Source organism: Cupriavidus sp. SHE, from assembly GCF_000812445.1.
Taxonomy (GTDB): Bacteria; Pseudomonadota; Gammaproteobacteria; order Burkholderiales; family Burkholderiaceae; genus Cupriavidus; species Cupriavidus metallidurans.
The window spans coordinates 54875-78815 of the sequence record NZ_JWMB01000107.1; the positions used below are offsets into that span (position 1 = coordinate 54875).

Annotated in this window: 23 protein-coding genes; 11 read left to right on the forward strand and 12 right to left on the reverse strand. The window is 63.8% G+C overall.

Features of this window, described 5'->3' with window-relative positions:
* Window positions 1-73: 73 nt before the first annotated feature.
* The gene (locus tag RN01_RS31760; protein ID WP_017510604.1) at window positions 74-430 is read left to right on the forward strand and encodes a hypothetical protein; all 357 of its coding nucleotides are present in this window, start codon (window positions 74-76) and stop codon (window positions 428-430) included.
* A gap of 13 nt (window positions 431-443) precedes the next feature.
* Here the strand turns inward: RN01_RS31760 and RN01_RS31765 are convergent, their stop codons facing one another.
* On the reverse strand, window positions 444-1355 hold the full coding sequence (locus RN01_RS31765; protein WP_024570309.1) for a DMT family transporter: 912 nt from the start codon (window positions 1353-1355) through the stop codon (window positions 444-446).
* Window positions 1356-1891: 536 nt separating this feature from the next.
* Here RN01_RS31765 and RN01_RS31770 point away from each other — a divergent pair.
* A complete protein-coding gene (locus RN01_RS31770) occupies window positions 1892-2227 on the forward strand; it encodes a PadR family transcriptional regulator (protein ID WP_008643977.1) in 336 nt (111 codons plus the stop codon).
* A gap of 180 nt (window positions 2228-2407) precedes the next feature.
* On the opposite strand, the gene RN01_RS31775 is transcribed toward RN01_RS31770, so the two are convergent.
* Window positions 2408-4153, reverse strand: coding sequence for an EAL domain-containing protein (locus RN01_RS31775; RefSeq protein WP_029700357.1), 1746 nt, complete (start codon window positions 4151-4153; stop codon window positions 2408-2410).
* Between the two features lie 18 nt (window positions 4154-4171).
* On the opposite strand from RN01_RS31775, the gene RN01_RS31780 reads away from it, so the two are divergent.
* Window positions 4172-6160 (forward strand): diguanylate cyclase domain-containing protein, encoded by a 1989-nt coding sequence (locus RN01_RS31780; protein ID WP_024570308.1) that lies wholly within the window; start codon window positions 4172-4174, stop codon window positions 6158-6160.
* Window positions 6161-6241: 81 nt separating this feature from the next.
* Here RN01_RS31780 and RN01_RS31785 read toward each other — a convergent pair whose 3' ends face one another.
* Window positions 6242-6613 (reverse strand): hypothetical protein, encoded by a 372-nt coding sequence (locus RN01_RS31785; RefSeq protein ID WP_017510601.1) that lies wholly within the window; start codon window positions 6611-6613, stop codon window positions 6242-6244.
* Between the two features lie 210 nt (window positions 6614-6823).
* Here RN01_RS31785 and RN01_RS31790 point away from each other — a divergent pair, with 210 nt between their 5' ends.
* On the forward strand, window positions 6824-7174 hold the full coding sequence (locus tag RN01_RS31790) for a four-helix bundle copper-binding protein (protein ID WP_011520154.1): 351 nt from the start codon (window positions 6824-6826) through the stop codon (window positions 7172-7174).
* Between the two features lie 165 nt (window positions 7175-7339).
* Window positions 7340-8743: a class II fumarate hydratase gene (fumC, locus tag RN01_RS31795; RefSeq protein ID WP_017510600.1), complete on the forward strand. Its 1404-nt coding sequence runs from the start codon at window positions 7340-7342 to the stop codon at window positions 8741-8743.
* A gap of 115 nt (window positions 8744-8858) precedes the next feature.
* Here fumC and RN01_RS31800 read toward each other — a convergent pair whose 3' ends face one another.
* The 4 genes from RN01_RS31800 to RN01_RS31815 form a co-directional block, all read right to left on the reverse strand.
* Window positions 8859-10022 carry a porin gene (locus RN01_RS31800; RefSeq protein ID WP_017510599.1) on the reverse strand — a complete coding sequence of 388 codons (1164 nt, stop codon included), beginning with the start codon at window positions 10020-10022 and terminating at the stop codon, window positions 8859-8861.
* Window positions 10023-10248: 226 nt separating this feature from the next.
* Window positions 10249-11580: an MFS transporter gene (locus tag RN01_RS31805; RefSeq protein ID WP_017510598.1), complete on the reverse strand. Its 1332-nt coding sequence runs from the start codon at window positions 11578-11580 to the stop codon at window positions 10249-10251.
* A gap of 49 nt (window positions 11581-11629) precedes the next feature.
* A complete protein-coding gene (locus tag RN01_RS31810; protein ID WP_017510597.1) occupies window positions 11630-12739 on the reverse strand; it encodes a M14 family metallopeptidase in 1110 nt (369 codons plus the stop codon).
* A 12-nt stretch (window positions 12740-12751) separates the two neighbouring features.
* Window positions 12752-13555 (reverse strand): gamma-glutamyl-gamma-aminobutyrate hydrolase family protein, encoded by an 804-nt coding sequence (locus RN01_RS31815; protein WP_024570307.1) that lies wholly within the window; start codon window positions 13553-13555, stop codon window positions 12752-12754.
* A 116-nt stretch (window positions 13556-13671) separates the two neighbouring features.
* On the opposite strand from RN01_RS31815, the gene RN01_RS31820 reads away from it, so the two are divergent.
* The 3 genes from RN01_RS31820 (at window position 13672) to RN01_RS31830 (ending at window position 15811) form a co-directional block, all read left to right on the forward strand.
* Window positions 13672-14619 (forward strand): LysR family transcriptional regulator, encoded by a 948-nt coding sequence (locus RN01_RS31820; protein WP_017510595.1) that lies wholly within the window; start codon window positions 13672-13674, stop codon window positions 14617-14619.
* A 173-nt stretch (window positions 14620-14792) separates the two neighbouring features.
* A complete protein-coding gene (locus RN01_RS31825) occupies window positions 14793-15308 on the forward strand; it encodes a hypothetical protein (protein WP_017510594.1) in 516 nt (171 codons plus the stop codon).
* 125 nt (window positions 15309-15433) lie between these two features.
* On the forward strand, window positions 15434-15811 hold the full coding sequence (locus RN01_RS31830) for a hypothetical protein (protein ID WP_017510593.1): 378 nt from the start codon (window positions 15434-15436) through the stop codon (window positions 15809-15811).
* Between the two features lie 31 nt (window positions 15812-15842).
* Here RN01_RS31830 and RN01_RS31835 read toward each other — a convergent pair whose 3' ends face one another.
* Complete coding sequence (locus RN01_RS31835) at window positions 15843-16118, reverse strand: hypothetical protein (RefSeq protein ID WP_223277398.1); 276 nt, start codon at window positions 16116-16118, stop codon at window positions 15843-15845.
* Between the two features lie 473 nt (window positions 16119-16591).
* On the opposite strand from RN01_RS31835, the gene RN01_RS31840 reads away from it, so the two are divergent.
* Window positions 16592-16834 carry a hypothetical protein gene (locus RN01_RS31840; protein ID WP_008643961.1) on the forward strand — a complete coding sequence of 81 codons (243 nt, stop codon included), beginning with the start codon at window positions 16592-16594 and terminating at the stop codon, window positions 16832-16834.
* 50 nt (window positions 16835-16884) lie between these two features.
* On the opposite strand, the gene RN01_RS31845 is transcribed toward RN01_RS31840, so the two are convergent.
* Both RN01_RS31845 and RN01_RS31850 read right to left on the reverse strand, forming a co-directional pair.
* On the reverse strand, window positions 16885-17103 hold the full coding sequence (locus RN01_RS31845) for a hypothetical protein (protein WP_011520164.1): 219 nt from the start codon (window positions 17101-17103) through the stop codon (window positions 16885-16887).
* Window positions 17104-17309: 206 nt separating this feature from the next.
* Complete coding sequence (locus RN01_RS31850) at window positions 17310-18005, reverse strand: Crp/Fnr family transcriptional regulator (protein ID WP_017510591.1); 696 nt, start codon at window positions 18003-18005, stop codon at window positions 17310-17312.
* 155 nt (window positions 18006-18160) lie between these two features.
* On the opposite strand from RN01_RS31850, the gene RN01_RS31855 reads away from it, so the two are divergent.
* Window positions 18161-19795, forward strand: a complete 1635-nt coding sequence (locus RN01_RS31855; RefSeq protein WP_017510590.1) for an acyl-CoA synthetase — start codon at window positions 18161-18163, stop codon at window positions 19793-19795.
* Between the two features lie 79 nt (window positions 19796-19874).
* Here RN01_RS31855 and RN01_RS31860 read toward each other — a convergent pair whose 3' ends face one another.
* Complete coding sequence (locus RN01_RS31860; RefSeq protein WP_017510589.1) at window positions 19875-21458, reverse strand: S9 family peptidase; 1584 nt, start codon at window positions 21456-21458, stop codon at window positions 19875-19877.
* Window positions 21459-21627: 169 nt separating this feature from the next.
* Window positions 21628-22551, reverse strand: a complete 924-nt coding sequence (panE, locus tag RN01_RS31865) for a 2-dehydropantoate 2-reductase (RefSeq protein WP_017510588.1) — start codon at window positions 22549-22551, stop codon at window positions 21628-21630.
* Window positions 22552-23119: 568 nt separating this feature from the next.
* On the opposite strand from panE, the gene RN01_RS31870 reads away from it, so the two are divergent.
* A complete protein-coding gene (locus RN01_RS31870; protein ID WP_017510587.1) occupies window positions 23120-23896 on the forward strand; it encodes an enoyl-CoA hydratase in 777 nt (258 codons plus the stop codon).
* The last annotated feature ends 45 nt before the right edge of the window (window positions 23897-23941 follow it).

A 23941-nucleotide genomic window follows, 5' to 3' on the forward strand; every position in this document is an offset into this window, starting at 1 on the left:
CGCGAATGGTAATACGCCACATGGGTAGAGTGGAGGCGTAGCAACTCACCCCTTCTGGTGAAGGCTGAAGACCATGAACAACAAGCGCCCTCTCTACTTTTCGATTTTCCTCGCTGGCGCAGCCGCGCTCGCTGCCTCCGCCTCCGCAATGGCTCGCGTCGATATCGGCGTCAGTCTCGGCGTGCCTGCGCCGGTGGTAGTCGCTCCCGCACCCGTCATTGTGGCTCCCGCGCCCGTGGTGGTGGCGCCCCCACCGCCCGCCTACATAGCGCCGCCCCCTCCGGTGGTCTACCGCCCGGGCCCACCGGTCTATGTGGCGCCGGCAGTCGTCGTCGGCTGGCACGGGGATCGTTATTGGGACGGCCGCCGCTGGTATGACCGCCGCGAGTACCACGCGTGGCACCATCACGACGACTACTACCGCCGCTGATCCAGCGTGACGATCACGACCGGGCCGGCGCCGGCGCCACTGCCGGCGCGGCCGGTCGCAACACCAGCCAGACCGCCACGCCAATCAGCGCCATCCCTGCGGCGTGAGCCCACGACAGCGATTCCCCAAGGAACATCCAGCCCCAAACGATGCCGAACGGCGGGATCAGGAAGGTCACGGTCAGCGATCTGACCGGACCCAGGTCGGCAATCAGCCGGAAGTACAGCACGTAGGCGATCGCGGTACAGAACATCCCGACCGCGAGCATCGCCGCCCAGACGCCGGGCCCCGCAGCCGGCAGCGTGTTCTCTCGCCACAGCGCGACCGCGCTGAAAGGCAGCAGGAACAACGTTGCGCCCACCAGGCTGCCGGCAGCGACCAGGCGACTGTCCAGACCGCCACGAGCAGTGATCCACCGGCGCGTCAGGAAGCCCGCCAGTCCGTAGCATGACGTTGCCACCAGGCAAGCCAGCGCGCCGAGCAACACCTCGTGCGAGAACACCACAGGCCCCGTCCGCGTCAGCACGCCGACACCCGCCAGCCCCATCAGGACACCGGCAGCCTTGGCACGCGTCAGCTTTTCGGCAAAGAACAGCGAGCCGATCAGCACTCCCATCAGCGGTGTCATCGCGTTAAAGATCGCCGAGTACCCGGCTGGCAGCCACAGCGCGGCGATGGCATACATCACGAAAGGAATGCCCGAGTTGATGATGCCGAGGATGATCACGGCACGCCACTTGCCCTGCATGTCCCATTTGAGCCCGAGCATCGGAAGGCAGGCGGCAAGCGTCACGGCACCGATCAGCACCCGGAAGAATGCCGTCGGCAGCGGCCCGAGCACCGGGGCACCGATACGGATGAATAAGAAGCTGGCGCCCCAGATGGCCGACAGCAGTAGAAGACGGAACAGGTCAGCGGGTTTCATTGGGTTATGAAATGCAATGATCAAACCGAAAAACATCAGACCGTTGCCGATATGCGACAGAATCGGCACATTGGTCGATGCCGTGCGCAGCAACGGCGCCACGGGAAGGTATTAAAGCGCTGAAACTGGCAAGCAGCACGCTGGATTCGGACATTCCCCTGCTCGACGAGGAGACGCCTTTGCTGCGCCGCAAAATCATCGAAATCGCATCTTAAAGCGTAGAAGTACAGCGATTGTTGCGCTTCCGCCGCATGTTGCTTTCGATTGCCTTTCGTAATCACCCCTCAAATGTAGGGGGCACTACCACAGGGCGTGACATCGCGTATTCGATTCCTTTAAAATCTGTACTGCGCCAGAGTTAATTGACCCCTCCGACGCATTCCCGACAAGCCGCCAGGCAATCCTGGCGGCTTCTTTTTTTGTCGCGACGAAAAGTTGTATCGTATGTCACAGCAGGGCCACATACAGCAACTGGCGTATGGTGCACGTTGTGTTCCCGCGTCAACCATCCTCCCCCTTACAGCGTTGCCAGCGACATGAAACGACAGTTCCTCGGCTTGCTCGCCCGCGTCTACGTCATGCAATTCGCCATGGAGGTGCCCGCCACCGTTGCGATGCTTGCGGAAATGCTCATGGATTACGGATTCCAGGTAGACATCGGCTCCGTACGACCTCTGCTGCGTGCGCTGCAGATGGAGGGTTATCTCGAAAGCGTCCTGCGCGACGGTATCGGGCGGGTTTACCTGCTCACCGAACTGGGGCGTGAAGAGTTGGCCACCAGCCGCACACGGATCGACGAGTTGTATCGGCGACTCCACAATCCCGTCGCCGAGACCGTCGCCATGGCACCGGCGACCGTTTCCCACACCTGATTCCTGATTCCCAAGCCACGCTTGAATGACGAAACCGGCACGCCGCGCCAGCGGCCTGCCGGTTTGTTTGTTTGGGTGGGATCGAACGTCTCAGCCACGGCGTATCCACCCGATGCGTGCGTGACGTTGCGTACCCGTTTCTGCGGACGCCCGCGGCGTGCCAGACGTCATGCCGCCATGTCAGGCCGCAAGCACGTCCGCATTGGCCAGACTGCTATCGCCACGCAGGATCTGACGCAGCGTATCCAGTCCAACCGGCTGGCTGAACAGGTAACCCTGCACGGCATCGCATCCCTCGGCGCGCAGGAAATCGAACTGTGCTTTTGTCTCCACACCCTCGGCCACCACCTGCAGATGCAACTGGCGCCCGAGCGCGACGATGGCCGCGGCCACCGCCCGGTCGTGTCCCGGCACGGCGAGATCATCGACGAACGACTTGTCGATCTTGAGCTTGCTGATTGGCAGGCGGGTCAGATACCCGAGCCCCGAGTAGCCCGTACCGAAGTCGTCGATCGAAATCCCCACGCCCAGCTGGCGCACCTGCCGGAGCGTCTCGACGGTGGTCTCGCTGCCGTCGACGAGAATGCCCTCGGTCACCTCGATGGTCAGACTGGCGGCCGGCAGCCCGGAAGCGCGCAACGCCTGCGCGACGGCCGCCGGGAAACTTGCCTGACGCAATTGCAGCGGCGAAATATTGACCGCGACATCGATATCGCACCCCAGCTCCTGACGCACCGACTGAATATCCTGGCAAGCCTTGCCCAACGCCCACTCGCCAAGCTCGCTGACGAGCCCGCACTGCTCGGCGATCGGGATGAACTCAGACGGCTGCATCACGCCGCGCTCGGGGGTCTCCCACGCGATCAGGGCCTCGACCCCGAGCAGCGCCAGCCTGGAAACGTCGACGATTGGCTGGTAGCGCAACCGGAACTCCCCCTTGGCCAGCGCGCGACGGAGCAACCCCTCGATCGTGAAGCGCGTCCGCGATGCCTCCGCCATCTCGCTGGCAAAACGCCGCAGTTGGGCGCGCCCGCCATGCTTGGCGGCATACATCGCCGCGTCGGCCGATTTCATCAGGTCCGTCAGCGAATTGCCATCCTGGGGAAAGATCGCCATGCCGAGCGAGGGCGTGACGCGAACATGTTCGCCCGCCAGTGGCAGGTCCTCGGACACGCGCGCAAGAATCTTGGCAGCCACCAGTTCGGCCTCGCCATCGAAGCGCAAGTCTCCAAGCGCCACGGCAAATTCGTCGCCGCCCATGCGTGCCACCACATCGCGGGGCCGCACCGCCCCGCGAATGCGGTCGGCGATGGTCCGCAGCAGGTCATCCCCCACGGGATGGCCGAGCGTTTCATTGATGTGTTTGAAATGGTCGAGATCGAGCAACAGCAACGCCACACCACTGCCACGACGGCGCGCTTCCGCGAGCAGTACTTCGCATCGCTCATGCAGTTCCGACCGGTTTGGCAGCCCCGTCAGCGCATCGTGCTTTGCCATGTGGCTGATATAGGCATCCGCAAGCGTCGCTTGCTTGCGCGCTTCCTGGCGCTCACGCCGAAGACGGCCTGCGAGCCATCCCGCCAGCATGACCGCAGCCGTCGCGAGTAGCAGCGGAAGCCAGACGAGCGGTGACAAGAGCGGTTGCATGAACGAAAGAATGAAACAGCAGTGGAGGCGTTGTGGGCCCTTTCTCTGGCGAAGGACACCCGAAGAACACCGTGTCTGGCGCACTATACCTTGTGTGCTTGCGCCCGCACAGTAGCGGTCGGTTCGCTTCCGATGACAAGAGACGCATGGAACGCAGGCTGTCAAACCCGGTTTCTCCGGACTTTCATCATCAGGCGAACGTGATAACTTACGTTCGCCAGCAACCAGATATGCGCAAAGCGCTGGCTCCAGCGAATTCACAGGCTTTCGATGCCACATCGACTCCGTGACACTCACATGCCCCGGTTACTGCCGTCGCTCAAGGTACGCATTGCGCTGATCACCACAGTGCTTGCCGCCATTCTCGGCGGAGGCATCGTCATCGGCTCGCTCTACTTCGCCCATCTCGATCTCGAAGACGCGCTGCAGAACCAGCAGGACTCCATCGTCAAGCTATCGGTGGACCAGCTCGACACGGCGATGGACGACCGTATCGAGCTGCTCTCCCACCTGGCACCGCAACTGCGCGACACGCTCGCTTCCGCGCATGAGCAGCCACACGATGCCGTACGGGCGGCGCTACAGCAGGCAATCGACCGCACGATACCGATGCCCGAGGCGTTCAATGCCGTGATGGTCGTCGACGCGGCTGGCACAGTCCTGACCATGGACGGCAAGCCCGTCGAGGTGGGTGACCGCGCCTACTTCCTCGAGGCCATTCGCACGCGCAATGTCGTGGTTGCCGCGCCGATCCGCTCCCGCGTCGGCGGCTATGTGGGCGTCCTGGTGGCGGTACCGGTGCTCTCGTCGTCCGGTGAGTTCCTGGGCGTCGCGGGGGGCTGGCTCAACCTTGCCAACTCGAACTTCCTGGTGGAAATCGCCAACAACCGGCTGGGCACCACGGGCTTCTACTGTCTGGTGTCGGCCGGCAGCGAACCCGTCTATGTCCAGCATCCGGACCCCACCATGGCGCGCAAACCCGCCCACGCCGTTGGCGAGACCTGCGGCGTGGACGATCACAGCGCGCCGCTGGAATTTCTCACCCCGACCCGGCCCGTGATCGCCCGCCGGCTGATGGCAAGCACGGGCTGGGAACTCGTGGCCGTGATGCCGGCGCAGGAAGCCTATGCGCCACTGCGCCAGATGCAGCGGCGATTCCTGATGATGTCGGCCATCGCCCTGTCGGTGGTGGCGCTGCTGATCTGGCTGGCGGTACGTCAGTTGCTGACGCCGCTTTCCCGCCTGCATCAGGTGGTGCAGGCGAGCGCGAACGACCTGGATGCATTTCAGCGCTTGCCAAAGCGTCCGCACCGCGACGAGATCGGCGATGTCACCGGCGCCTTCATCCGCCTGATGCGTGACATGCGCCAGCGCGGACTGCAACTGGCACGCAGCGAGCGACGGCTGCGCGCGGTCACCGACACGCTCCCGGCACTGCTGGCCTTCATCGACAGCGACGAACGCTACGTCTTCAACAACATCGCCTACGAGCGTGTGTTCGGTATGTCGCTGGATGAAATCCAGGGCAAGACCGTGCGCGAAGTGCTGGGCGAGGAACGCTACGCGCGCGCCCAGCCCTTCCTGCAACGCGCGCTGCGGGGCGAGGAGGTCAGCTTCGAGGCCGAGTATCACTTCCCGCATCATCACTGGATGGAAATGAGCTATCGCCCGGAATGGGGCGAGGATGGCCGGCAGGTGGTGGGCGTACACATCCACGTGGAGGACATCACGCGGCGCAAGGTGGAGAATCTGCGGCTGTCGCACATCTCGCGAACGGACCACCTGACCCAACTCCAGAACCGCAACGCCTTCGAAAGCCAGTTGCGGGACGCGATGACGCTGAGCCGCGCCGAGCAGCAACTGATGGCCCTGCTCTATCTGGACATGGATCGCTTCAAGGCCGTCAACGACATCCACGGCCATGCCACCGGCGATCTGCTGCTGCAGGCATTCGCGCTGCGTCTGCGGCGCTGTGTGCGCGAGAGCGATCATGTCGCGCGCATCGGCGGGGACGAATTCGCGGTGATTCTCGAGGACATCGGCACGCCAGCCACGGCGCAGCGAATTGCCAGCGCGATCCTGGAATCGGTCGGTCGGCACTTCTATTTCGATGGAATACTGGCCGACGTCGATGTGAGCATCGGCGTGGCGCTCTACAAGGGCACGCCGATCAGCGAGGAAACGCTGATGCGGCAGGCCGATGTATTGCTGTATCGCGCCAAGGCCCTGGGCCGGGGCCGCTATGAAATCGGCCCTGCGGAACTGCTGGCAGACGTTGGGGCCTGACCCACTTTCGGCGCTGAAAGCCGCCTGACAGTGTCAGAATCGGCTGGCCGGTGGCGCTAGAGATGGAGCTGGAGCTGCTGCTCAGTGCTTCGTGGACTCGTCGGAAGCGTCCGACGCCTGGGGCGCATCCGCGTCGAACGGCACATGGCGGCCGTCCGCCGACTGGTAACCGAGCTTCGCGCTCTCGCCCATCATCCTCTCGTAGGCCAGCATGGCCTCGGCCACGGCCTTGGACTCGCCCTTGAACACGACCACGTCGTTGCCGCAGTTCGGGCATTGACCGCCGAATACCGCGTCGATGCCGTGCAATCCCGGCGCCGGGATGGCATCGAAATTGGTGAACGCCGTCTTGCAGGCTCCACAGACCAGTTGTGCCGGCCGCAGTGCATCGACGCGCGCACGCGCCTGTTGTGCCCGTTCCTCGGGCGTTCCCCGCCGTTTTGCCTCACCCATGATGCTGTCCTTTCTGACTGCCTGTTTTCGTCTACCACCGCCTTCTGCGCGCTTCGTCGCCCAAACCCCATTCAAAGGATTCATCCAGACTCCGCCGGCGCATGGCACGGGCGTGCCATTGTAGACCAGTACGCGTGTCCGGCACGACCACGATACGCCTGCTATTGTGGATAACGGTTGCCTACCACCTACCCCCCAAGGAGGACACCGATGATTCGACCCACCGTGCAGGAGAATTTCTCCCGTTACGCCGACTGTATCGCAGCCTGCAATGCCGCCGCCGCCGCATGCCTCAAGTGCGCGGCCGCTTGCCTGGAGGAGCCCGACACGAGGAAGATGACGCGCTGCATTGCGCTCGATATGGATTGCGCAGGCATCGCCAACCTGGCCGCGTCCTACATGCTGCGCAACAGCGAGTTCGCGCCGCTGGTCTGCGAAGACTGTGCCGAAGTGTGCAAGTGGTGCAAGGAGGAATGCGAGCGCTATGACCATTGGCATTGCCAGGAATGCGCCAAGGCCTGCGCCGCCTGCATGGAGATGTGCCTGAAGATGACTGCCTGAAGCGCCCCGTCCCAACCTGACCAGGCAACCGCCGCCGGCGTGCATCCATGCACGCACCGGCGGCAGGGACTTTGTTCCAGTACCCGGCGGATATCACACCAGGCGGCTATCCTTGCAGATCGTACTCAGCACTTGCTGCGATCCCTTTCCTGAAGGAGTCCGTCCATGTCCGAGAAGTCGTCCGCCACCCGCATCGAGAAAGACAGCCTTGGAGACGTCGCCGTCCCAGCAGATCATCTCTGGGGTGCCCAGACCGAGCGATCGCGTCAGAATTTCCGAATCGGCAGCGAAAAAATGCCGCCTGCGTTGATCGAGGCGTTCGCGATACTGAAACTGTGCGCGGCCCGCGCCAACCGGGAACTCGGTGTGCTCAAGCCCGATCTGGCCGATGCCATCGAACGCGCAGCCGAGGAAGTGATCGCCGGCAAATGGCCAGGCGAGTTTCCGCTCTCCGTCTGGCAGACGGGCTCCGGCACGCAGACCAACATGAACCTGAACGAGGTCATCTCCAACCGGGCCATCCAGCTCCTGGGCGGCGAGGTCGGCAGCAAGAAGCCGGTGCATCCGAACGACCACGTCAACTGCAGCCAGTCTTCCAACGACAGCTTTCCGACGGCGATGCACATCGCGGCCACGCGCGCGATCCAGCAGACGCTGCTGCCTTCGCTGGAAAAACTCCAGCAGACTTTCGCGAAGAAGGTCGAGGCATTCGACGATATCGTCAAGGTCGGCCGCACCCATCTGCAGGACGCCGTGCCGCTGACGCTGGGCCAGGAATTCTCCGGCTACATGACACAGGTGGCCGATGCCCAGTCGCGCCTGCAACAGGCCATGCTGCGCGCGATGCCGGTGCCGCAGGGTGGCACGGCAGTCGGCACCGGACTCAACGCGCCGCCGGGATTCGCCGCCGCCTTTGCCCGCGCGCTGGCCACCTACACCAGCCTGCCGTTCGAGCCCGCGCCAAACCGCTACGCACTGCAAGCCGCCCACGACGCGCTGGCCGACCTGTCCGGCGCGCTGAACACCACGGCTTCGTCATTCCTGAAGATCGCCCGCGATTTCATGCTGCTGGGCTCGGGGCCCCGTGCCGGCTTTGCCGAACTGCAATTGCCCGCCAACGAGCCCGGCTCGTCGATCATGCCCGGCAAGGTCAATCCGACGCAGGCCGAGGCCTTGGCGATGGTCTGTTGCCGCGTCATCGGCAATCACACGACGGTGACACTGGCAAACAGCCTCGGCACGCTGGAACTCAATGCGTACAAGCCAGTGATCATCTACAGCCTGATGCAGTCCGTCACACTGCTGGCCGACGCCGCATCGAGCTTCGCCGAACACATGGTTGAAGGCGTGGAACCCGATCGCGCGCGCATTCAGGAACTGCTTGAGCGCTCGTTGATGTCGGTGACCGCGCTCAACCCGCATATCGGCTACGACAAAGCTGCCGAGATCGCGAAGCTTGCGGTGAAGAAGAACCTCTCGTTGCGCGAGGCCGCCATCGCATCGGGCCACGTCACCAACGAACAGTTCGATCAGTGGATCGACTTCAAGGCAATGACGAAGGAAGTCTGAGAGGCGATCAGAAAGGCGAGCGCGCTATTGATCTGGTTGAAACGACAAGGCCAGGCAAGTGAAGGGATTCACTTGCCTGGCCTTTTTAGCCACCGGCAGGCCGGGGCCCAGACGATCAGAACTTGTGACGTACGCCGAGCGCAACGCCGAGCATCGTGCTCTGGCCGCTGGCGAGGAAGTATCCGTTCGCGAAGCTGATGGCCGACGTATCGAAGTTGAGGCCCGCGTTCTTCGAGAACGCCGTCGTCAGGTACAGGTCGGTGCGTTTGGACAGCGTGTAGTCAGCGATGAAGGACACCTGCCATGGGTTGGCCAGATGCGTCTGGCCCAGCAGGTTCTTCACGTTGTCGTAGTTGTACTCCAGCGTCAGACCGAGCGCCGGGGTGACCTGGTAGTTGCCGCCAATCCAGAAGAAGTCGTCCCGCAGAATCAGCGTGGAGCCGTCTTGCGCCTTGTTCTGACCCCAGCGATAGCCGCCCATGATCTTGGCGGTGGCACCCAGCGTATAGCTGGCACCGATCGTCGCTTTCTTGAATGAGCCGGTACCAACGAAAGCGCCCGCGGCTGAGCTAAGGCTCGGGTTGTACTGGTCATAGGCCACGGCCACACCGAAGGGGCCGGCTGCATATTCCGCACCGAGGCCATAGGCGGAGTCGCGACGGAACTGGCCCGGCACTTCGCCATTGCCGCCCACGCTTGGCGCACCCAGGCTCGTGCCCGGCAGCGCGACACCCGTGCCGAACGACCAGTGCGCGATGGCCGTCACCGGGCCGAATGTGCCGATGTATTTGGCCGTGTTGTCTTCGCGAAGGTTCGCACCTGCGAATGCCACGACGGGTTCGTACTGCACCGCATAGGCCGTGGGCGAGTAGTTCGCCATGATGTGGAATAGCGACGTGTACTGGCGCCCGAACAGGAACTGGCCATAGCGGCTGTCGAGTCCAACGTATGCCTGGCGACCGAACAACCGGCCTTGCGACTGCACACCATTGTCGATGCTGAACCCGCTTTCCAGCACGTACACGGCCTTGGTGCCGCTGCCGAGGTCCTCCACGCCGCGCAAACCCCAGCGTGAACTGGACAGGCCACCCGAAGTCAGTCGCCATGTGTTCCCACCCTGCCCGGCATTGAAGCCATTAGCAGGTGTTGGCGGCTGAGAGCCAAGATGACTCACGTACTCGATGTTGGCATCCGCGACACCATAGAGCGTCACGCTCGACTGAGCGTGTGCAGTACCCATGGCGCCAAGCACCGCCGTCGCAAAAAAGATCTTCTTCATCGTTATGTTTCTCCTCTCATCGGTCTGAAAGACCTTCCACTCCTGCCGGAGCGGCGCGAAAACACCACCGCTCCCACAAAACTTCAAGCCGCCGTGCCCGAGACAGGTTGCTGGTCAGGAAAATGGGCGCAATTGCCCCCCGCCAGCGAATTACCCCGGCTTTGGCTCGCACTGCAGATTGGGAACACTGGGACGGCACTGCGTCCCACTGGCGAACAGGCGTGTGCTATTCGGAGATGTCGGTGCCGCGCGTTTCCGGCAGGAGCCAGATCGCCACAAGGCTGACGATGCTGGTGGCGGCGAGGTACCAGGCCGGCGCGTTAGGGTTGTGCGTCCAGGCCAGCAAGCCTGTCACCACGAACTGCGTGGTCCCTCCGAATAGCGTGGTACCGATCGCGTAGACCAGAGAGACGCCGATACTGCGAAAGCCAGCCGGCAACAACTCAGGAATCACGACGATCGATGCCGCGGCACTCATGGCGGTGAGCGCTGCGAGTACCGCTGTCACGGTCAGGAAGCTGATGGCACCGGGCATTGCACCCAGCCACCAGAACATTGGCACGATCAACAGCATCAGCGCGACGCGCGGCGCAATCAGGACAATCTTCCGGCCGCGCCAATCGCATAGCCAGCCTCCCACCAGGCCGAACGCGAACGTCATCACGCCACCAACCAGCGCACTGGTCTGCGCAAGTGTTGCGGGCAGGTGCAACGTCTGGATTGCGTAAGTGGTCATGTAGTTGCCAATCTGAGACGCGACGGAGGCAGACAGCACCATCAGCACACCCAGAACAACATAGCGCCGGTGCGACTTCATCAGGCCACCGACCACCTCGGTCGTGCTCCGCTCGGTCCGGGCTTCGAAGGTTTCGGGCAGGCTGCGGCGAATCTTCAGGGCGACCGGCACGAGCGCGATGCTAATCACGAAGGGGATACGCCACCCCCAGGCGGCCAGGTCTTCCGCCGGCAGCAACATCGACACTGCAACGCCCAGCAGTCCACCAACCGCCACGGCAATACCCTGGCTGGCCAATTGCCAACTCGCGTAAAGTGCGCGGCGATGCGGCGGCGCGGCCTCGACGAGTAGCGCGGTTGCTGGCCCCACCTCTCCGCCGAGCGCAAGGCCCTGTAGCAGACGGCAAGCCACCACGATGATGGGGGCAGCGATACCGATGGACGCATAGCTTGGCGTGGCGGCCATGCCAAGCGTGCCAAAGGTGATCAACGCCACGGTCAGGATCATTGCAGGCTTGCGACCGGCCCTGTCAGCCAGCGCGCCGATCAGTACGGCGCCGAGCGGGCGGGTGAAGAATCCCACTCCGAAGGTGGCGGCCGCGAGCAGCAGGCTGCCGAACTCGCCACCGACCGGAAAAAATGCGCGACCGATGTAGACGGCAAAGTAAGCGTAGATGACGAAGTCGTAGAACTCGAGGGCGTTGCCGGCAACGGCGGCGGCAACCGCGGCCCGACCAATGACTGGCCGAACGTCGGGCTCGCCGACATCCCTCGCCGTGTGAACCGCAAGCGTCTGGGCAGACGCCGGACTGGTGGCGCGCATTTTGTCTCCTTGGAATCGTTATGAATGGGCTGAGGGCCTGCTCAGACGATCAGTCTTCCCGCAGTCCATTCAGGGTCTGCAGGAACACGTCGCGGCCCTGTTGCCAGACAGCCTGTTGCCAGTCGTCCGCCTGGGGATAGAACGCATCCTTGAGGGTCTGGCGGATGGCCGCCGTCTGCAGCGGGTCAGACGAACCGTGGCGGTGCAGCCAGTGTTCGGCACGGCTGGCGCCAATGACTTGTGGCATCGGATACGTGCCGAACTCCAGGCAGAGGTTGGTCTGCTCGGCCTGCGCGCACTCGTCGAAGAGCGCGAACTGGATCGGCCCGGTCATCGGGATGCTGTTCGAAGTCCCGGCATGAACGGACGTCACATCTCCCCACCAACGACGCGCTCGCTCCAGCGAACGCCCTTCGTCGAGGCAAGCGAAGATGCGCTCCCCCACGCCATAAGGTCCAAGCCCGGTGTGAACATCAATGGAGCCCAGGTGCTGGCAGTTGCGCGCATGGCGTTGGAGGATCCGACGAAATGTGGTGTTGCTCCAGGCTGGCTCGCGTCCGCCGAAATGCATGCCATCCTCGAAGCGGTATTGACCCAGCGAGACAGCACGCTGAAACCCCTTCACACCCCACTCCTTGCGCAACATGAACAGCGCCAGCTCGTTGTCATCGCCGGGCGGCCACTCCCTGGGGAGCAAAAGTTCGTGGATCTCCGCATAGGGCTTGTTGTCCGGCAGCGGAGCCGAGAAGTCGACGAAATTGCGGTTCAGGTCGACGTTCTCCTGCGTCTCCCGGCGCGAGTACGAAAACCCGTGGGGATTGACCGCATGGATATACAGCACCGCCGTGTCCGGCGCGGCTACCGGGCCAAGGCCAAGCAACCCGGTCTGAATGGCGGAGCCACAATAGCCTTCCACGCCGTGCACGCCACTGATGATGACGACCAGCTTCGAAGCATGCAGCGGCCCGTCGCGCACGACGTCCGTGGCCAGCGTCTCGCCATGTGCGCCATCGAGCGGCAGTTCATGGGACTCGACGTCGAGCCCGCGCGATGCGGCGGCCTGCAGGAACTTCTGCCGGGCCTCCGCGTAGTTTCGACTGAACAGGTTACGAACTTCTGGTTGCACCTTGACTCCTCGATGATGCAGCGCTGATTCCATATGCCGATGACCTCAGGCGGGGAATGTCGGTCTGGATGCGCGCGTCCGAGTGGCGCGACGTTCGCCACATGCGCGTCCAAACTCGGAAAAGATCGCTTTGGCCAGGCCGCAATCGTCGATACGCATCTCCGGATGCCACTGGACGGCAAGCGTGAATTGCGCTGCGTTGGCAAGCGAGAACGCCTCCACGAGCCCATCGGGCGCCGTCGCTTCGATACGCAGTCCGGCACCGAGCCGCTCGACGCCCTGGTGATGCAGCGAATTGACCATGGCCGAACGCCCGGCGATCCCTGCCAGCCAACCGCCAGGCACGATGTGAATATCGTGGCTATCGTCGTACCACTGCTGGATCGGTCGGTCGTGGTCGCCCTCCCGATGATCCAGTCGGCCAGGCTGGGCGTGCACCGCGCGCTCGAGCGTGCCGCCATGCAAGACGTTCAACTCCTGAAAGCCACGGCAAATCCCCAGTATTGGGACCCCGGCATCGATCAGGGCTGGCAGCAGACCAAACACCGCGGCGTCACGGTGGGGGTCCTGGCATGTCGTTGCCGGCAGGGGCGTGGCTCCATACCTTTCCGCCGCGATGTTGGACGGACTGCCGGTCAGGACGATGCCATCCAGGGTGTCGATCAACGTGTCGGCATCGATGGCGTCGGCGCACGCCGGGAGCAGCAGCGGCTGCGCACCGGCAATCTCGCTAACAGCCCGCACATAGCCACCGAGAACCGAGTAGGCCGGATGCCTGTGGAGGTCGATACGATCCGTGATGATCGCCACGACCGGAAGAAGTGACTTTTGAATTGGGGCGGATGACATGGAACGATGCGGCAGTCGGAATGGATCTGGCCGCAGTTTGGAGACATCCACTACTTGTGTAAATTGCAACTAAATTCTGGTTAGAATGCAATTCATGCAAGTGGACTGTCATCGTCATGAATACGCGTCAACTACGCCACTTTCTGGCCCTTCTCGATACCGGCTCATTGGCCGCGGCGGCCGAATCGGTTCATCTGAGCCAGCCAGCGCTATCTCGCAGCATCCGCGCGCTTGAAGACATGCTTGGCGTGCCGCTGTTCGACAGGAATGACCGGCGGCTGCGCCCGACCACCTATGCCATCGCCTATGCGCCCCGCGCGCGCAGCATGCTTTCCGACGAAAAAGAAGGCCTGCGGACACTCGGCCTGATGCAGTCCGGCGATCTCGGCACGTTCTCGGTAGGGATGGGCTCGTCGCTTGCCACGCCAATCCTGCGCCCGATGCTGGCTGAACTGCTGCGCACATCGCCTGGACTGCGGCTGCGCAGCCTGATCGACACGTCCGAGCGACTCCTTGATGCCCTGCATGCCGAACGCATCGACTTCTTCGTCGGCGACACCCGCGTGGCAAAGCTGCACGATGGGCTGGCGATCGAATCCATCTTTCCTTGCACATTTGGCTGGTATGCGCGGCGCGGTCACCCGCTCGCAAACAACGAAAATGTCAGCGCCGCGCAGATCCGCGAGTACCCTCTGATCGCGCCCGGCTACTTCGAGCCTTCGCTGGGACAGCGGCTTGCGCAGCTCTATGAACTGCCCGCGCCAGTGCAGGACCAGTTCGCGCTGATCTCGGATGACATCGGCACCGTACTGGAGATCGTGGCATCCACCGATGCAGTTGTCCCGCTGACGGACCTTGCCGCGATCTCCGCGCTCAAATCACAGCTCATTGTTGAACTTGCCGTACGGCCCGCACTGGAACTGGACTTGACGCTCGGCATCGTCCGGCATGGCAACCGCACCATGGCGCCCGCAACCATGATGGCCTTCGAGATCATCCGCCAGCGGTTCGCCATGGCGGCAAGCGAGATTGCCACCATCAAAGGACTTGCGGCGGATCGGTGATCCCACTCGATCCGCATATGGGCAGTTCGATCAGTGGGCGGGCTTCAGGACGACTTCCGCGACGATGCCCAGAATGGTCTGATTCATGACCCATGGCAAAGGGCCATGGCTGCGGGCGTTGCGGCGCTGTGATAGTTTCCGCAGGTTGTTTCAATGCCTGTCTGGAAGTCCCCATGCATAAGCTTGTCTGTGTCACCACCCTCCTGCTGACGGCGATGTCGGCGGGGATGCTGACCGGCTGCAGTTCACTGATGAATGAGGGCACGACGGCTGTCGCTGGCATGGGCGGCGCTGCCATTGCCGGCGCGGTCACGGAAAACGCGGCGATTGCCACGGGCATTGGTCTCGGTGTGCAGGCTGGCGCCAAGGCCGCCCTGCAAGCCAGTCAGCGCAAGGTACACGCCGAAACGCAGCATCAGATCGCGCAGGTGGCTGGCAACCTCGATGTCGGCGCGGTGGCGACCTGGGAAGTGGCTCACGCCGTGCCCCTCGAGCCCGATGAGAAGGGACGGGTGACCGTGACGCGCTTGCTAGGCAATGCGTACCTTGCCTGCAAGGAGATCATTTTTTCCGTAGACGATGCGAACAAGGGCAACGGCTTTTATATCGCCGCGGTTTGCCGCGACGGGTCGGTATGGAAGTGGGCATCCGCCGAGCCCGCTACCGAGCGGTGGGGTTCGCTTCAGTGAGGACGCTCTGCGCGAGGTTGGTCTTGTCGGCGGCGGTCGCGAGTCTCTGCGCGTGCAGTTCCGTCGGCGAAATCTCGGGTGCCGTAGCCGGAATTACCACCGGTGCCGTCACGGCAAATCCTGTTGTGGGATACGGTGTCGCGGTCGGCGTCAGCGCGGCGGCCGATGCGGCTGGCAAGTACGTCTACCGGTACTGGCAACGCGAGGAGCAGGACAGCATCGCAGCGGTCATTGGTGATACGCCCATCGGCTTCGAGCAGCCGTGGGAGGTCCGGCATGCCGTCGCCTATGGCAATCAACGCGGCGTGCTACAGGTAATCCGCGTCATCGACAGCCCACTTGCTCTCTGCAAGGAAGCCTTGTTCTCCACCGTCGAGTCGGAAACGAGCGGGCAGCCCGCCAAGACTTCCCAATGGTTCTTCGTCACGGCCTGCCAGCAGCAGGGCCAGTGGAAATGGGCCAATGCCGAGCCAGCGGTTGCACGCTGGGGCAACCTGCAATAACCACCTGCCACTACCCCTTGACGCTCCTGGCTTACGGCGCGTGCGGCGTGGGCCTGGGGCGAGGCGGCTGCGGAGGGTGCGGTGGATTCGGCGGATAGGGAATCGGCCCGCCACCGGGCCCCACCTGGATATACGGGGCGACGATGTACGGGTACTGCCCCGATCCGTCGGTTGGCCCCATCGGCTGCGTGCCGGTCACGCCCCGCTGCGAAAGCGGCGCGGTGCTCAGCTCGGTGCCGCCGCTGCTGCCATCACGGATACCGCGTTGCGTATCGAGCGACTTCGTCTGCGATGCGGCGAATGCCATGTCAGACGCTGCGCCAAGCAGCACAACGATCGCGACGCCTCTCAACCAATGAATCGACCCTGTGAACATGAGCGTTCCGTCTTGATATGGGAATGCCGGTGACCACCAGGGGCGAACTGCACCGCTGCAACCGGCTCGAGCATGGCTGCCTGACAGCCATATCGACACAGCGTAGCAGCGTCCTGGTCACTTCAAAGCGGCATTTACCGCCGGAATCCGGCATTTATTCCCAGGAATATTTTCGTCTTCTTTCGGGAATAAGGCGCCGGGCCGGGCAGTTCTACAGGTGCATGGCACCGCGGCGCGTAGAGCCGGAACGACAGGATCGAACGATTCTCGGGCGCGTGGTCGGCATGCAAGCCCATGCGCGGCCGTTGGTGGCCATGCGATCCATTGCGACCCACTGCGGCCCGTTGCGGCCCGTTGTGGCCACAGGCGCTGGGCACCCTTTCGTATTGCCTCAGGAGATGATCATGAAAGCCCGTATCGCGGCGGCAGCCGTTGCCGCCATTGCCTCGCTTGCATCTTTCGCCACGGTGACGTCCGCCGCCGGACTCACCCCCACTACGACGGCGATGCCGGAAGGTCACGCACATGCCATCGGACCACGTGATCCGTACACCGATGGTGGCAAGGCAAGCAGGTTCGATGTCTATGCAGACACCGCGAATGTCACGGACCGGCGCGACCCGTACACCGACGGCGCGCACAGCTAATCCACGACAGCAATCAGGTGGGCCCTGGCCCACCTGCGCTACCCGCAGCGTTATGCGGGCACGGAGATCGCCGCTGCGGGCGAGGAGGAAGTGGCCAGCACGCGAGCGGACCGCACGCGCTTCTTGTCGAGCACGGCAACAACGATCAGACCAAGCGACGGGCTCAGGATCAGCGAGAAGAGAATCCAGGCAGGGCTGGAGCGTCCCAATGCAGTGGCAAACATGCCGACACCGAGGGAAGCGAGAAACCAGACAGAAATCGCGAGCATGGTGGCAGATCCCATGAGTCAAAGTGATCGCCGCGTGAACGTGGCGAGCCCTCAGTATGGGAACATCCGCAACCAGTAGCACTTGGGGAAAGGCATTAAGGGAAAGGCACTAAGGGAAAGCGCTAGCCGCAAGTGCCCGACACGTGACTCGCGGCACCAGATTGCGCACCCGGCGCCGCAATTTCGACGCCCTCAGCCTCTCGCCCTCACAACTCCGACAAGCCGAAGCGTCGCAATCCCTCGAGATCGGTCACCCTGATGGTCTGGTAAGCGAGGCTGACCATGCCGCCAGCCTCCAGCCGGCGCAACGCCTGATTCACACGCTGACGCGACAGACCGGTCAGCAGGCCAATCTCTTCCTGTGAGAGTTCCAGCACTTCCGTGGTCTTCGGGTACAGCGCCGGATGGAACAATTGCGCGACGGCCTGTGCGACACGCGCATCGGCGCCAAGCAGCCGATCGTTCTGCACCGTGGCAATAAACTGGCCCATGCGCTCGTTGAGCTGCCGCACCACGAAACCCGCGAACGGCAGGCTGTCCGACAGCAGCGTGTTGAAAACCGTCTCCGGCACCAACAGCACGCGCGAGTCGCGGATCGCAATCACGTCGTAGCGGCGATCCTCGCGTTTGATCACGCTGCCCTCACCGCACCAGCCTCCGGCGGGCACGCCGGAAAACGTGCAACCACGCCCGTCCGGCGTATAGACCGCGAGCTTGATCAGCCCCGTATCCACCCCGATCCAGTAGCGGGAGAACTCGCCGCGCCGGGCGATATAGCCGCCTGCGGGGTATTCGCGGACAACGGTCTCGGACGCCGCCAGCGCCTGATGCGCCGGGGACAGCGCACGAAACCAGTCATGCTGGGCCAGCAGAGCGTTAACCTGATCAAGGGACGAAGACATTTGATAAGAATCAATTTTCTGGGCACTCACAATGCTGCAACGCATCGAAAACGCCAGATCTGTCATCCGGACGACAGAGTCCGCCGGAGGCGAGATGATAGCTTGCGCCGGATTTCATTCGACGAATCCCCAAGGATCACAATAGGAGACACGCCATGCCGACCGACTACGACACCGGACTGGCCCGCAACCCCGCCAACTACGTTCCGATCACCCCGCTCGACTTCATCGCCCGCGCGGCCGAGGTCTACGGCGATCGCCTGGCCATCGTGCATGGCACGGTGCACCAGAACTGGCGTGACACCTACACGCGCTGCCGGCGCCTGGCCAGCGCGCTGACCCGCGCTGGCGTGGGCAAGGGCGATACCGTGGCGGCGCTGCTGCCCAACACCCCGGCGATGGTCGAGGCGCACTTCGGCGTGCCGATGGCCGGTGCGGTGCTGAACGCACTCAACATCCGCCTGGACGCTGCCAACCTGGTCTTCATGCTGCGCCACGGCGAAGCCAAGGTGCTGCTGGCGGACACCGAGTTCGCCGATGCCGCCCGCCAGATGGCGCGCGAGGTGCTTGGACTCAAGGTGATCGCGGTGGAAGACGTGCTCGGGCCCGACGCCGAGCGGTTCGGTGACACCGATTACGAGTCCTTCCTGGCCAGCGGCGATCCGGAATTCGACTGGAAGATGCCCGGCGACGAGTGGGACGCCATCGCCCTGAACTACACGTCGGGCACTACCGGCGACCCGAAGGGCGTGGTCTATCACCATCGCGGCGCGGCCATGAACGCCATCTCCAACATCCTGGAGTGGGACATGGCCAAGCATCCGGTCTACCTGTGGACGCTGCCGATGTTCCACTGCAACGGCTGGTGCTTTCCGTGGACAGTGGCGGCCCGCGCCGGCGTGAACGTCTGCCTGCGCAAGTTCGAGCCGAAGCTGGTCTTCGACCTGATGCGCGATGAAGGCGTGACGCACTACTGCGCCGCGCCGATCGTCCACACCGCACTAGTCAACGCGCCGCCGTCGTGGCGCGAAGGGCTGCGCGGGCCGGTGCGCGGCATGGTGGCGGGCGCCCCGCCCCCGGCGGCGGTGCTGGCGCAGATGGAAGCAATGGGTTTCGACCTGTCGCATGTCTACGGCCTGACCGAGGTCTACGGCCCGGCCGCGGTCTGCGCGGAGCAGGACTCCTGGCACACGGTGTCGCAGGAAGAACGCGCGGTGCTGAAGGCGCGCCAGGGCGTGCGCTATCACCTGCAGTCCGGCGTTACGGTGCTGGACCCGGATACGATGCAGCCCGTGCCGCGCGACGGCGAGACCATCGGCGAAATCATGTTCCGTGGCAACATCTGCATGAAGGGTTACCTCAAGAACGACAAGGCCACGCGCGAGGCGTTCGCGGGCGGCTGGTTCCATACGGGCGACCTCGGCGTGTGCATGCCTGACGGCTACATCAAGATCAAGGACCGCAGCAAGGACATCATCATCTCCGGCGGGGAGAACATTTCCAGCGTCGAGGTGGAAGACGCGCTCTACCGCCACCCCGCGGTGCTGGCCGCCGCCGTGGTGGCGCAGCCGGATGCCAAGTGGGGCGAGACGCCGTGCGCGTTCGTCGAGCTGAAGGATGGCGCGAGCGTCACGGCCGAAGAACTGATCGCGCATTGCCGCACGCTGCTGGCCGGCTTCAAGGTGCCGAAGGCGGTCTACTTCGGGCCGCTGCCCAAGACCTCTACCGGCAAGATCCAGAAGTTCGAACTGCGCAAGAAGATGCAGTCAAACGCTGCCATCGACGTCTGATCATCTGATCGTTTGATCGCTCAATGGAAAAACGCGCGACGGGTCGCCCCGCCGCGCGTTTTTTTATCGACGTTCCCGCTCAGAACTGCCCGAAGAACGCTCGCGCGGCGACCATGCAGAACGGCGCCACCAGCGTGCCGTGATACGCCTGGATGACCGCCGACGCGCCGCCATCCTGCGCCCCCGCCGCCACCGCCTGCGCGGCAACGTTCATCTTCGCCATCGAAAAGCCTTGCTTGAGCGCCGCATAGGGGTCGCTTGGGCCGGCGATGGGCGCATCCACATCCAGCACGCTGGTCAGGCCCGCCGGCACCTTCGCGCTGCTCCAGTACGCCTGCTGCACCGTGGCGTTGAAGAAGAACACAGTGGGGTCGTCATGCCCGCCGCATAGCTGGACCGGGGCGCGTGGCTGCCAGTTGCGCAGGTCGTTGAGCTTGAAGTCCACGCGCAGCGGTTGCACGGGCCGCGTTGCCGGCGCCATCGCCACGGTCGAACTCGGGAACGCGCCGTCCGGATTGACCAGCGCATCTTCAAGCATGGCCAGCCGGTAGTCGTTGCGCACGAGGTCGGCATTGCCGAAACCGAGCGCGAACACCGGCGTCAGGTCTGGCGAAGCCAGCGGCGGTGCCAGCGGCGGCGTCAGCGATGCGAACTGCGAGGCCGGCGGCGTACTGTTGAAGAGCTGAGTCGGCGGCAACTTGCCCTGCGTGAAGATCTTGTCGAGCGAATTCATGCTCGGCAGCAGGCTGGCGATGCCTGGCGCATAGGCCGACTCGTAGAACTCGGACGGCTTGCGGTAGAGATTCTGGTAGGACCGCTGGTAGCTCGTGGTGACGAGCACGGCGAACACCGTGGAACCGATACCCACCTGCCCGGCCACCAGTGCGTCGCCCATTGCCGCCAGTGCATACGGACCCGACCCCGGCGCCGACGCGGTCACCGGAATCCCGGCAGCCTGCAGCAGCCGGTGCGTGGCCATCGCCACGTAGCCACCCTGCGAATATCCGGTGACGAAGAGCTTGCCGCTCTCCTGCACGTTGCGCCCGCTACCCGGCGCCCGCATGACGACACGCGCGGCGGCAAGCGCGCCCACCATGTCGGCCGATTGCTGCGCCCCATTCAGGTACGGGTGATAGTCGAGATCCGAGCCCGCATAGCCGGCATAGTTGCTGGCCACGACGATATAGCCCTGCGCAGCGTACATCGCAGCTACGCTGATGCCCTCCGACGCGCCGTCGCCGTTACGCGGGTCGGTCTGCGTGATATCGGCGAGGTTGTATTTCTTGTATGTCGTGGTGCCGTGCGCGTACAGCAGCGTCGGGCGCGGACCACTGCAGGCCGCGCCACCGGGAATCATCAGCGCGGCGCTGGCGTTCGCCGGTTCCCCGGCGCCGCCCACCGTGCGGTAGCGCAGCGTCACGATCTCGATGTCGCACCTTGGCACGCCCGCAACCTGCATCAGCTGGCGTCCATCGTCAGTGGATCCGAGCAGTGCCGCCAGTTGGGCCGCGCTCAGGCGCAAGGTGGTCTGCTGGTTCAGCAGGCCACCTCCGCCAAAGCCGCAACCGGCCCCATTGCATGCCGCGGTGCTTTGGGCGCTGGCGCCCAGCGTGGTGCAGGCCGCCAGCGAGGCAAGGCCCACCTTGAACAGGATTTCCCGCATTTACGACCTCCTCCGCTCTTGTTTTACCCGGCATGGCTCGTGCCGGGCGCTGCTTGTAATGTGCGGAGTGTAGGTAAACGGCGTCGTTCGCCCAATCGAAATCGCGTGTATCAGGCTTGATTCTGTCCTGACAAATTCTGCGATGCGGGCGAATCGGACGCCGGCGGCTTCAGCCTCCGCGCGCGCGGCGCGCTTCGTAGGCTTTCAGGCTGGTCAGCGCCATCTCCAGCGTGGGCGCTGCGGTCTGGCCACGGCGGGCCAGCATGTCACCCACGATCTGGTCCGATTCGATCGCCCCGCCGCGCTCAAGGTCGCGCAACATCGAGGCCGTCAGCGGCAATCCTTCGGCAAACAGCGTGGTCTTCGCCTGCTCCAGTGCGGGGCCCCGGGCCGGATAGCCATTGGCGGCCGCAACGCCGGCGCATTCGCCAAGCAACGCCGCGATGGTCTCGCGCCCGCGTGGCGCGGCAAGAATATCGCCGATGGTCGCTCGCATCAGGCAGGTAGCCGATGCCAGCGTGGCAAGGAACAGCCATTTCTCCCACATGTCCTGCAGCATGGCGTCGCTGCGTTGGACGTCGAAGCCGGCATCGCTGAAGGCGGCGGCCAAGGTCAGCGCGCGCTCACTGCTGCCCGAAGGGCGCTCGCCAAACGACAGAACGTGGAAGCTCGACAGATGAAGAATGGTGCCCTGGTCATCGAGCGTGCTGGAGATCAGGCAGCGGCCACCCATGACACGCCCGGCGCCGAAGCGCGCATCGAGGCGATCCAGATGCTGCATGCCGTTGAGCAACGGGATGATGACCGTGTTCGGCCCCATGGCGGGCGCGAAGCCATCCATGGCGCTTTCGAGGTCGTACGCCTTGCAGCTCAGCAACACCACGTCATAAGGCTGCGTGATCTGCTCGGACAACACCACCGGGGGATTCGGGAAATGCAGGTCGCCGTGCGGGCTCTTTACCCGCAGACCGTGTTCGGCCAGTTGCGCGGCGCGGCGGGGGCGCACCAGGAACGTCACATCACGCCCGGCCTGCAACAGCCGCGCGCCAAAGTAGCCACCCGTGGCTCCCACTCCGACAACCAGAATTCGCATCCTCGACTCCCAGATCTGGCCCGGCAACGAGCCGGGCAATGCGCCATTGTAGTGACGGCCTGGAAAGTCTGCTGGAAGCGAAATGCCGGTCGCCGGATGGCGCGGAAGCCGGGACTCGTGGCGTTGCGCACGGGTCAGCCCCGCGCAACGCCACGAGCGTCAGGTCATGTCAGTAGGTTGAACACCAGCCCGAGTGCAATGGCGCCGCCCAGTGTCTCCACGGCAGCCAGCGCGATCAGGTTTCTCAGAATGAAGGCATCGTCCTGCTTGGTCACCATGGTGTTGTCTCCAGAAGGGTTTCCAAACCCCGGGGAGACGCCGCGCGCCCCCCGGCCACACTGCACAACCTGGGTTCAGTAGACTGCAACGCCGCCAAGCGGAAAAGTCGGCACAAACCCTCATGGGGTGATTGCTGATGGCATACAGGTCACGCGCCTGCCGCGGCCCTGGAGGAAAGGGTGATGCTCGCGCCGGTTTACTTCGCACGCGAATCAACTATACTTTGCATCTACTTCGCATACGAACATCTTCATTGCCCCCTATCCCTTCCATTGCAGGAGACAAAGCCGTGATTCCGGAAATCCAAGCAGGACTTGAACGTGGCGTGCTGACCCTCACGATTTCGCGAGCGGACAAGAAGAACGCGCTGACCAACGACATGTACGGCGCCCTGGCGGACGCCATCGAGAGTGCATCGACCGACGCATCGGTCCGGGTCGTGCTGATTCAGGCTGACGGTGATTCCTTCACGGCCGGCAACGACATCGGGGAGTTCGCGGCCCAGGCCACCGGCAACGCCCCCAAGGAGCGCCATGTCGTGCGATTCCTGCATAGCCTGGCGAATGCCACAGTGCCGATCGTCGCGGCAGTCCAGGGCAAGGCCGTCGGCGTCGGCACGACCATGCTGCTGCATTGTGACTACGTGGTTCTGGCCGACGATGCGCAGTTAATCACGCCGTTCGTGAACCTCGCGCTCGTGCCCGAGGCAGCGTCGAGCTACCTGCTGCCGTTGCGCATCGGCCACGCGCGCGCGTTTGAAATGTTCTCGCTGGGCGATCCGTTGCCGGCGGACACCGCCGTGGCATGGGGCATCGCGAACCGGACGGTTCCGGTCGACCAGTTGCGCGCGGAAGGCCGACGCATCGCGGAGAAGATCGCCACCAAGCCGTCCGGGTCTCTGACGGCAATGAAGCGTCTGATGCGGGAGGCCGAGAAACTGGTCGCGCAAATGGACGCCGAGAGTTCGACGTTCGTGGAGCGGCTGCGCAGCGCGGAAGCGAAGGAAGCCTTCACGGCGTTTGCCCAGAAGCGCCAGCCGGACTTCAGCAGGATCGCCAAGCAGTGATGCGCCAGAAGGCGTCGTCTGCTTCGGCGCCTTCGTTCATCCCCG

Bases quoted from the DNA above. Each gene is read 5' to 3' on its own strand.
- RN01_RS31825 (WP_017510594.1), top strand. From the start codon at position 14,793: ATGCATAAGCTTGTCTGTGTCACCACCCTCCTGCTGACGGCGATGTCG.
- RN01_RS31815 (WP_024570307.1), bottom strand. From the start codon at position 13,555: ATGTCATCCGCCCCAATTCAAAAGTCACTTCTTCCGGTCGTGGCGATC.
- RN01_RS31765 (WP_024570309.1), bottom strand. From the start codon at position 1,355: ATGAAACCCGCTGACCTGTTCCGTCTTCTACTGCTGTCGGCCATCTGG.
- RN01_RS31805 (WP_017510598.1), bottom strand. From the start codon at position 11,580: ATGCGCGCCACCAGTCCGGCGTCTGCCCAGACGCTTGCGGTTCACACG.
- RN01_RS31835 (WP_223277398.1), bottom strand. From the start codon at position 16,118: ATGGCATTCGCCGCATCGCAGACGAAGTCGCTCGATACGCAACGCGGT.
- RN01_RS31860 (WP_017510589.1), bottom strand. From the start codon at position 21,458: ATGCGGGAAATCCTGTTCAAGGTGGGCCTTGCCTCGCTGGCGGCCTGC.
- RN01_RS31785 (WP_017510601.1), bottom strand. From the start codon at position 6,613: ATGGGTGAGGCAAAACGGCGGGGAACGCCCGAGGAACGGGCACAACAG.
- RN01_RS31800 (WP_017510599.1), bottom strand. From the start codon at position 10,022: ATGAAGAAGATCTTTTTTGCGACGGCGGTGCTTGGCGCCATGGGTACT.
- RN01_RS31780 (WP_024570308.1), top strand. From the start codon at position 4,172: ATGCCCCGGTTACTGCCGTCGCTCAAGGTACGCATTGCGCTGATCACC.
- RN01_RS31840 (WP_008643961.1), top strand. From the start codon at position 16,592: ATGAAAGCCCGTATCGCGGCGGCAGCCGTTGCCGCCATTGCCTCGCTT.
- RN01_RS31770 (WP_008643977.1), top strand. From the start codon at position 1,892: ATGAAACGACAGTTCCTCGGCTTGCTCGCCCGCGTCTACGTCATGCAA.
- RN01_RS31845 (WP_011520164.1), bottom strand. From the start codon at position 17,103: ATGCTCGCGATTTCTGTCTGGTTTCTCGCTTCCCTCGGTGTCGGCATG.
- RN01_RS31855 (WP_017510590.1), top strand. From the start codon at position 18,161: ATGCCGACCGACTACGACACCGGACTGGCCCGCAACCCCGCCAACTAC.
- fumC (WP_017510600.1), top strand. From the start codon at position 7,340: ATGTCCGAGAAGTCGTCCGCCACCCGCATCGAGAAAGACAGCCTTGGA.
- RN01_RS31810 (WP_017510597.1), bottom strand. From the start codon at position 12,739: ATGGAATCAGCGCTGCATCATCGAGGAGTCAAGGTGCAACCAGAAGTT.
- panE (WP_017510588.1), bottom strand. From the start codon at position 22,551: ATGCGAATTCTGGTTGTCGGAGTGGGAGCCACGGGTGGCTACTTTGGC.
- RN01_RS31850 (WP_017510591.1), bottom strand. From the start codon at position 18,005: ATGTCTTCGTCCCTTGATCAGGTTAACGCTCTGCTGGCCCAGCATGAC.
- RN01_RS31775 (WP_029700357.1), bottom strand. From the start codon at position 4,153: ATGTGGCATCGAAAGCCTGTGAATTCGCTGGAGCCAGCGCTTTGCGCA.
- RN01_RS31790 (WP_011520154.1), top strand. From the start codon at position 6,824: ATGATTCGACCCACCGTGCAGGAGAATTTCTCCCGTTACGCCGACTGT.
- RN01_RS31760 (WP_017510604.1), top strand. From the start codon at position 74: ATGAACAACAAGCGCCCTCTCTACTTTTCGATTTTCCTCGCTGGCGCA.
- RN01_RS31820 (WP_017510595.1), top strand. From the start codon at position 13,672: ATGAATACGCGTCAACTACGCCACTTTCTGGCCCTTCTCGATACCGGC.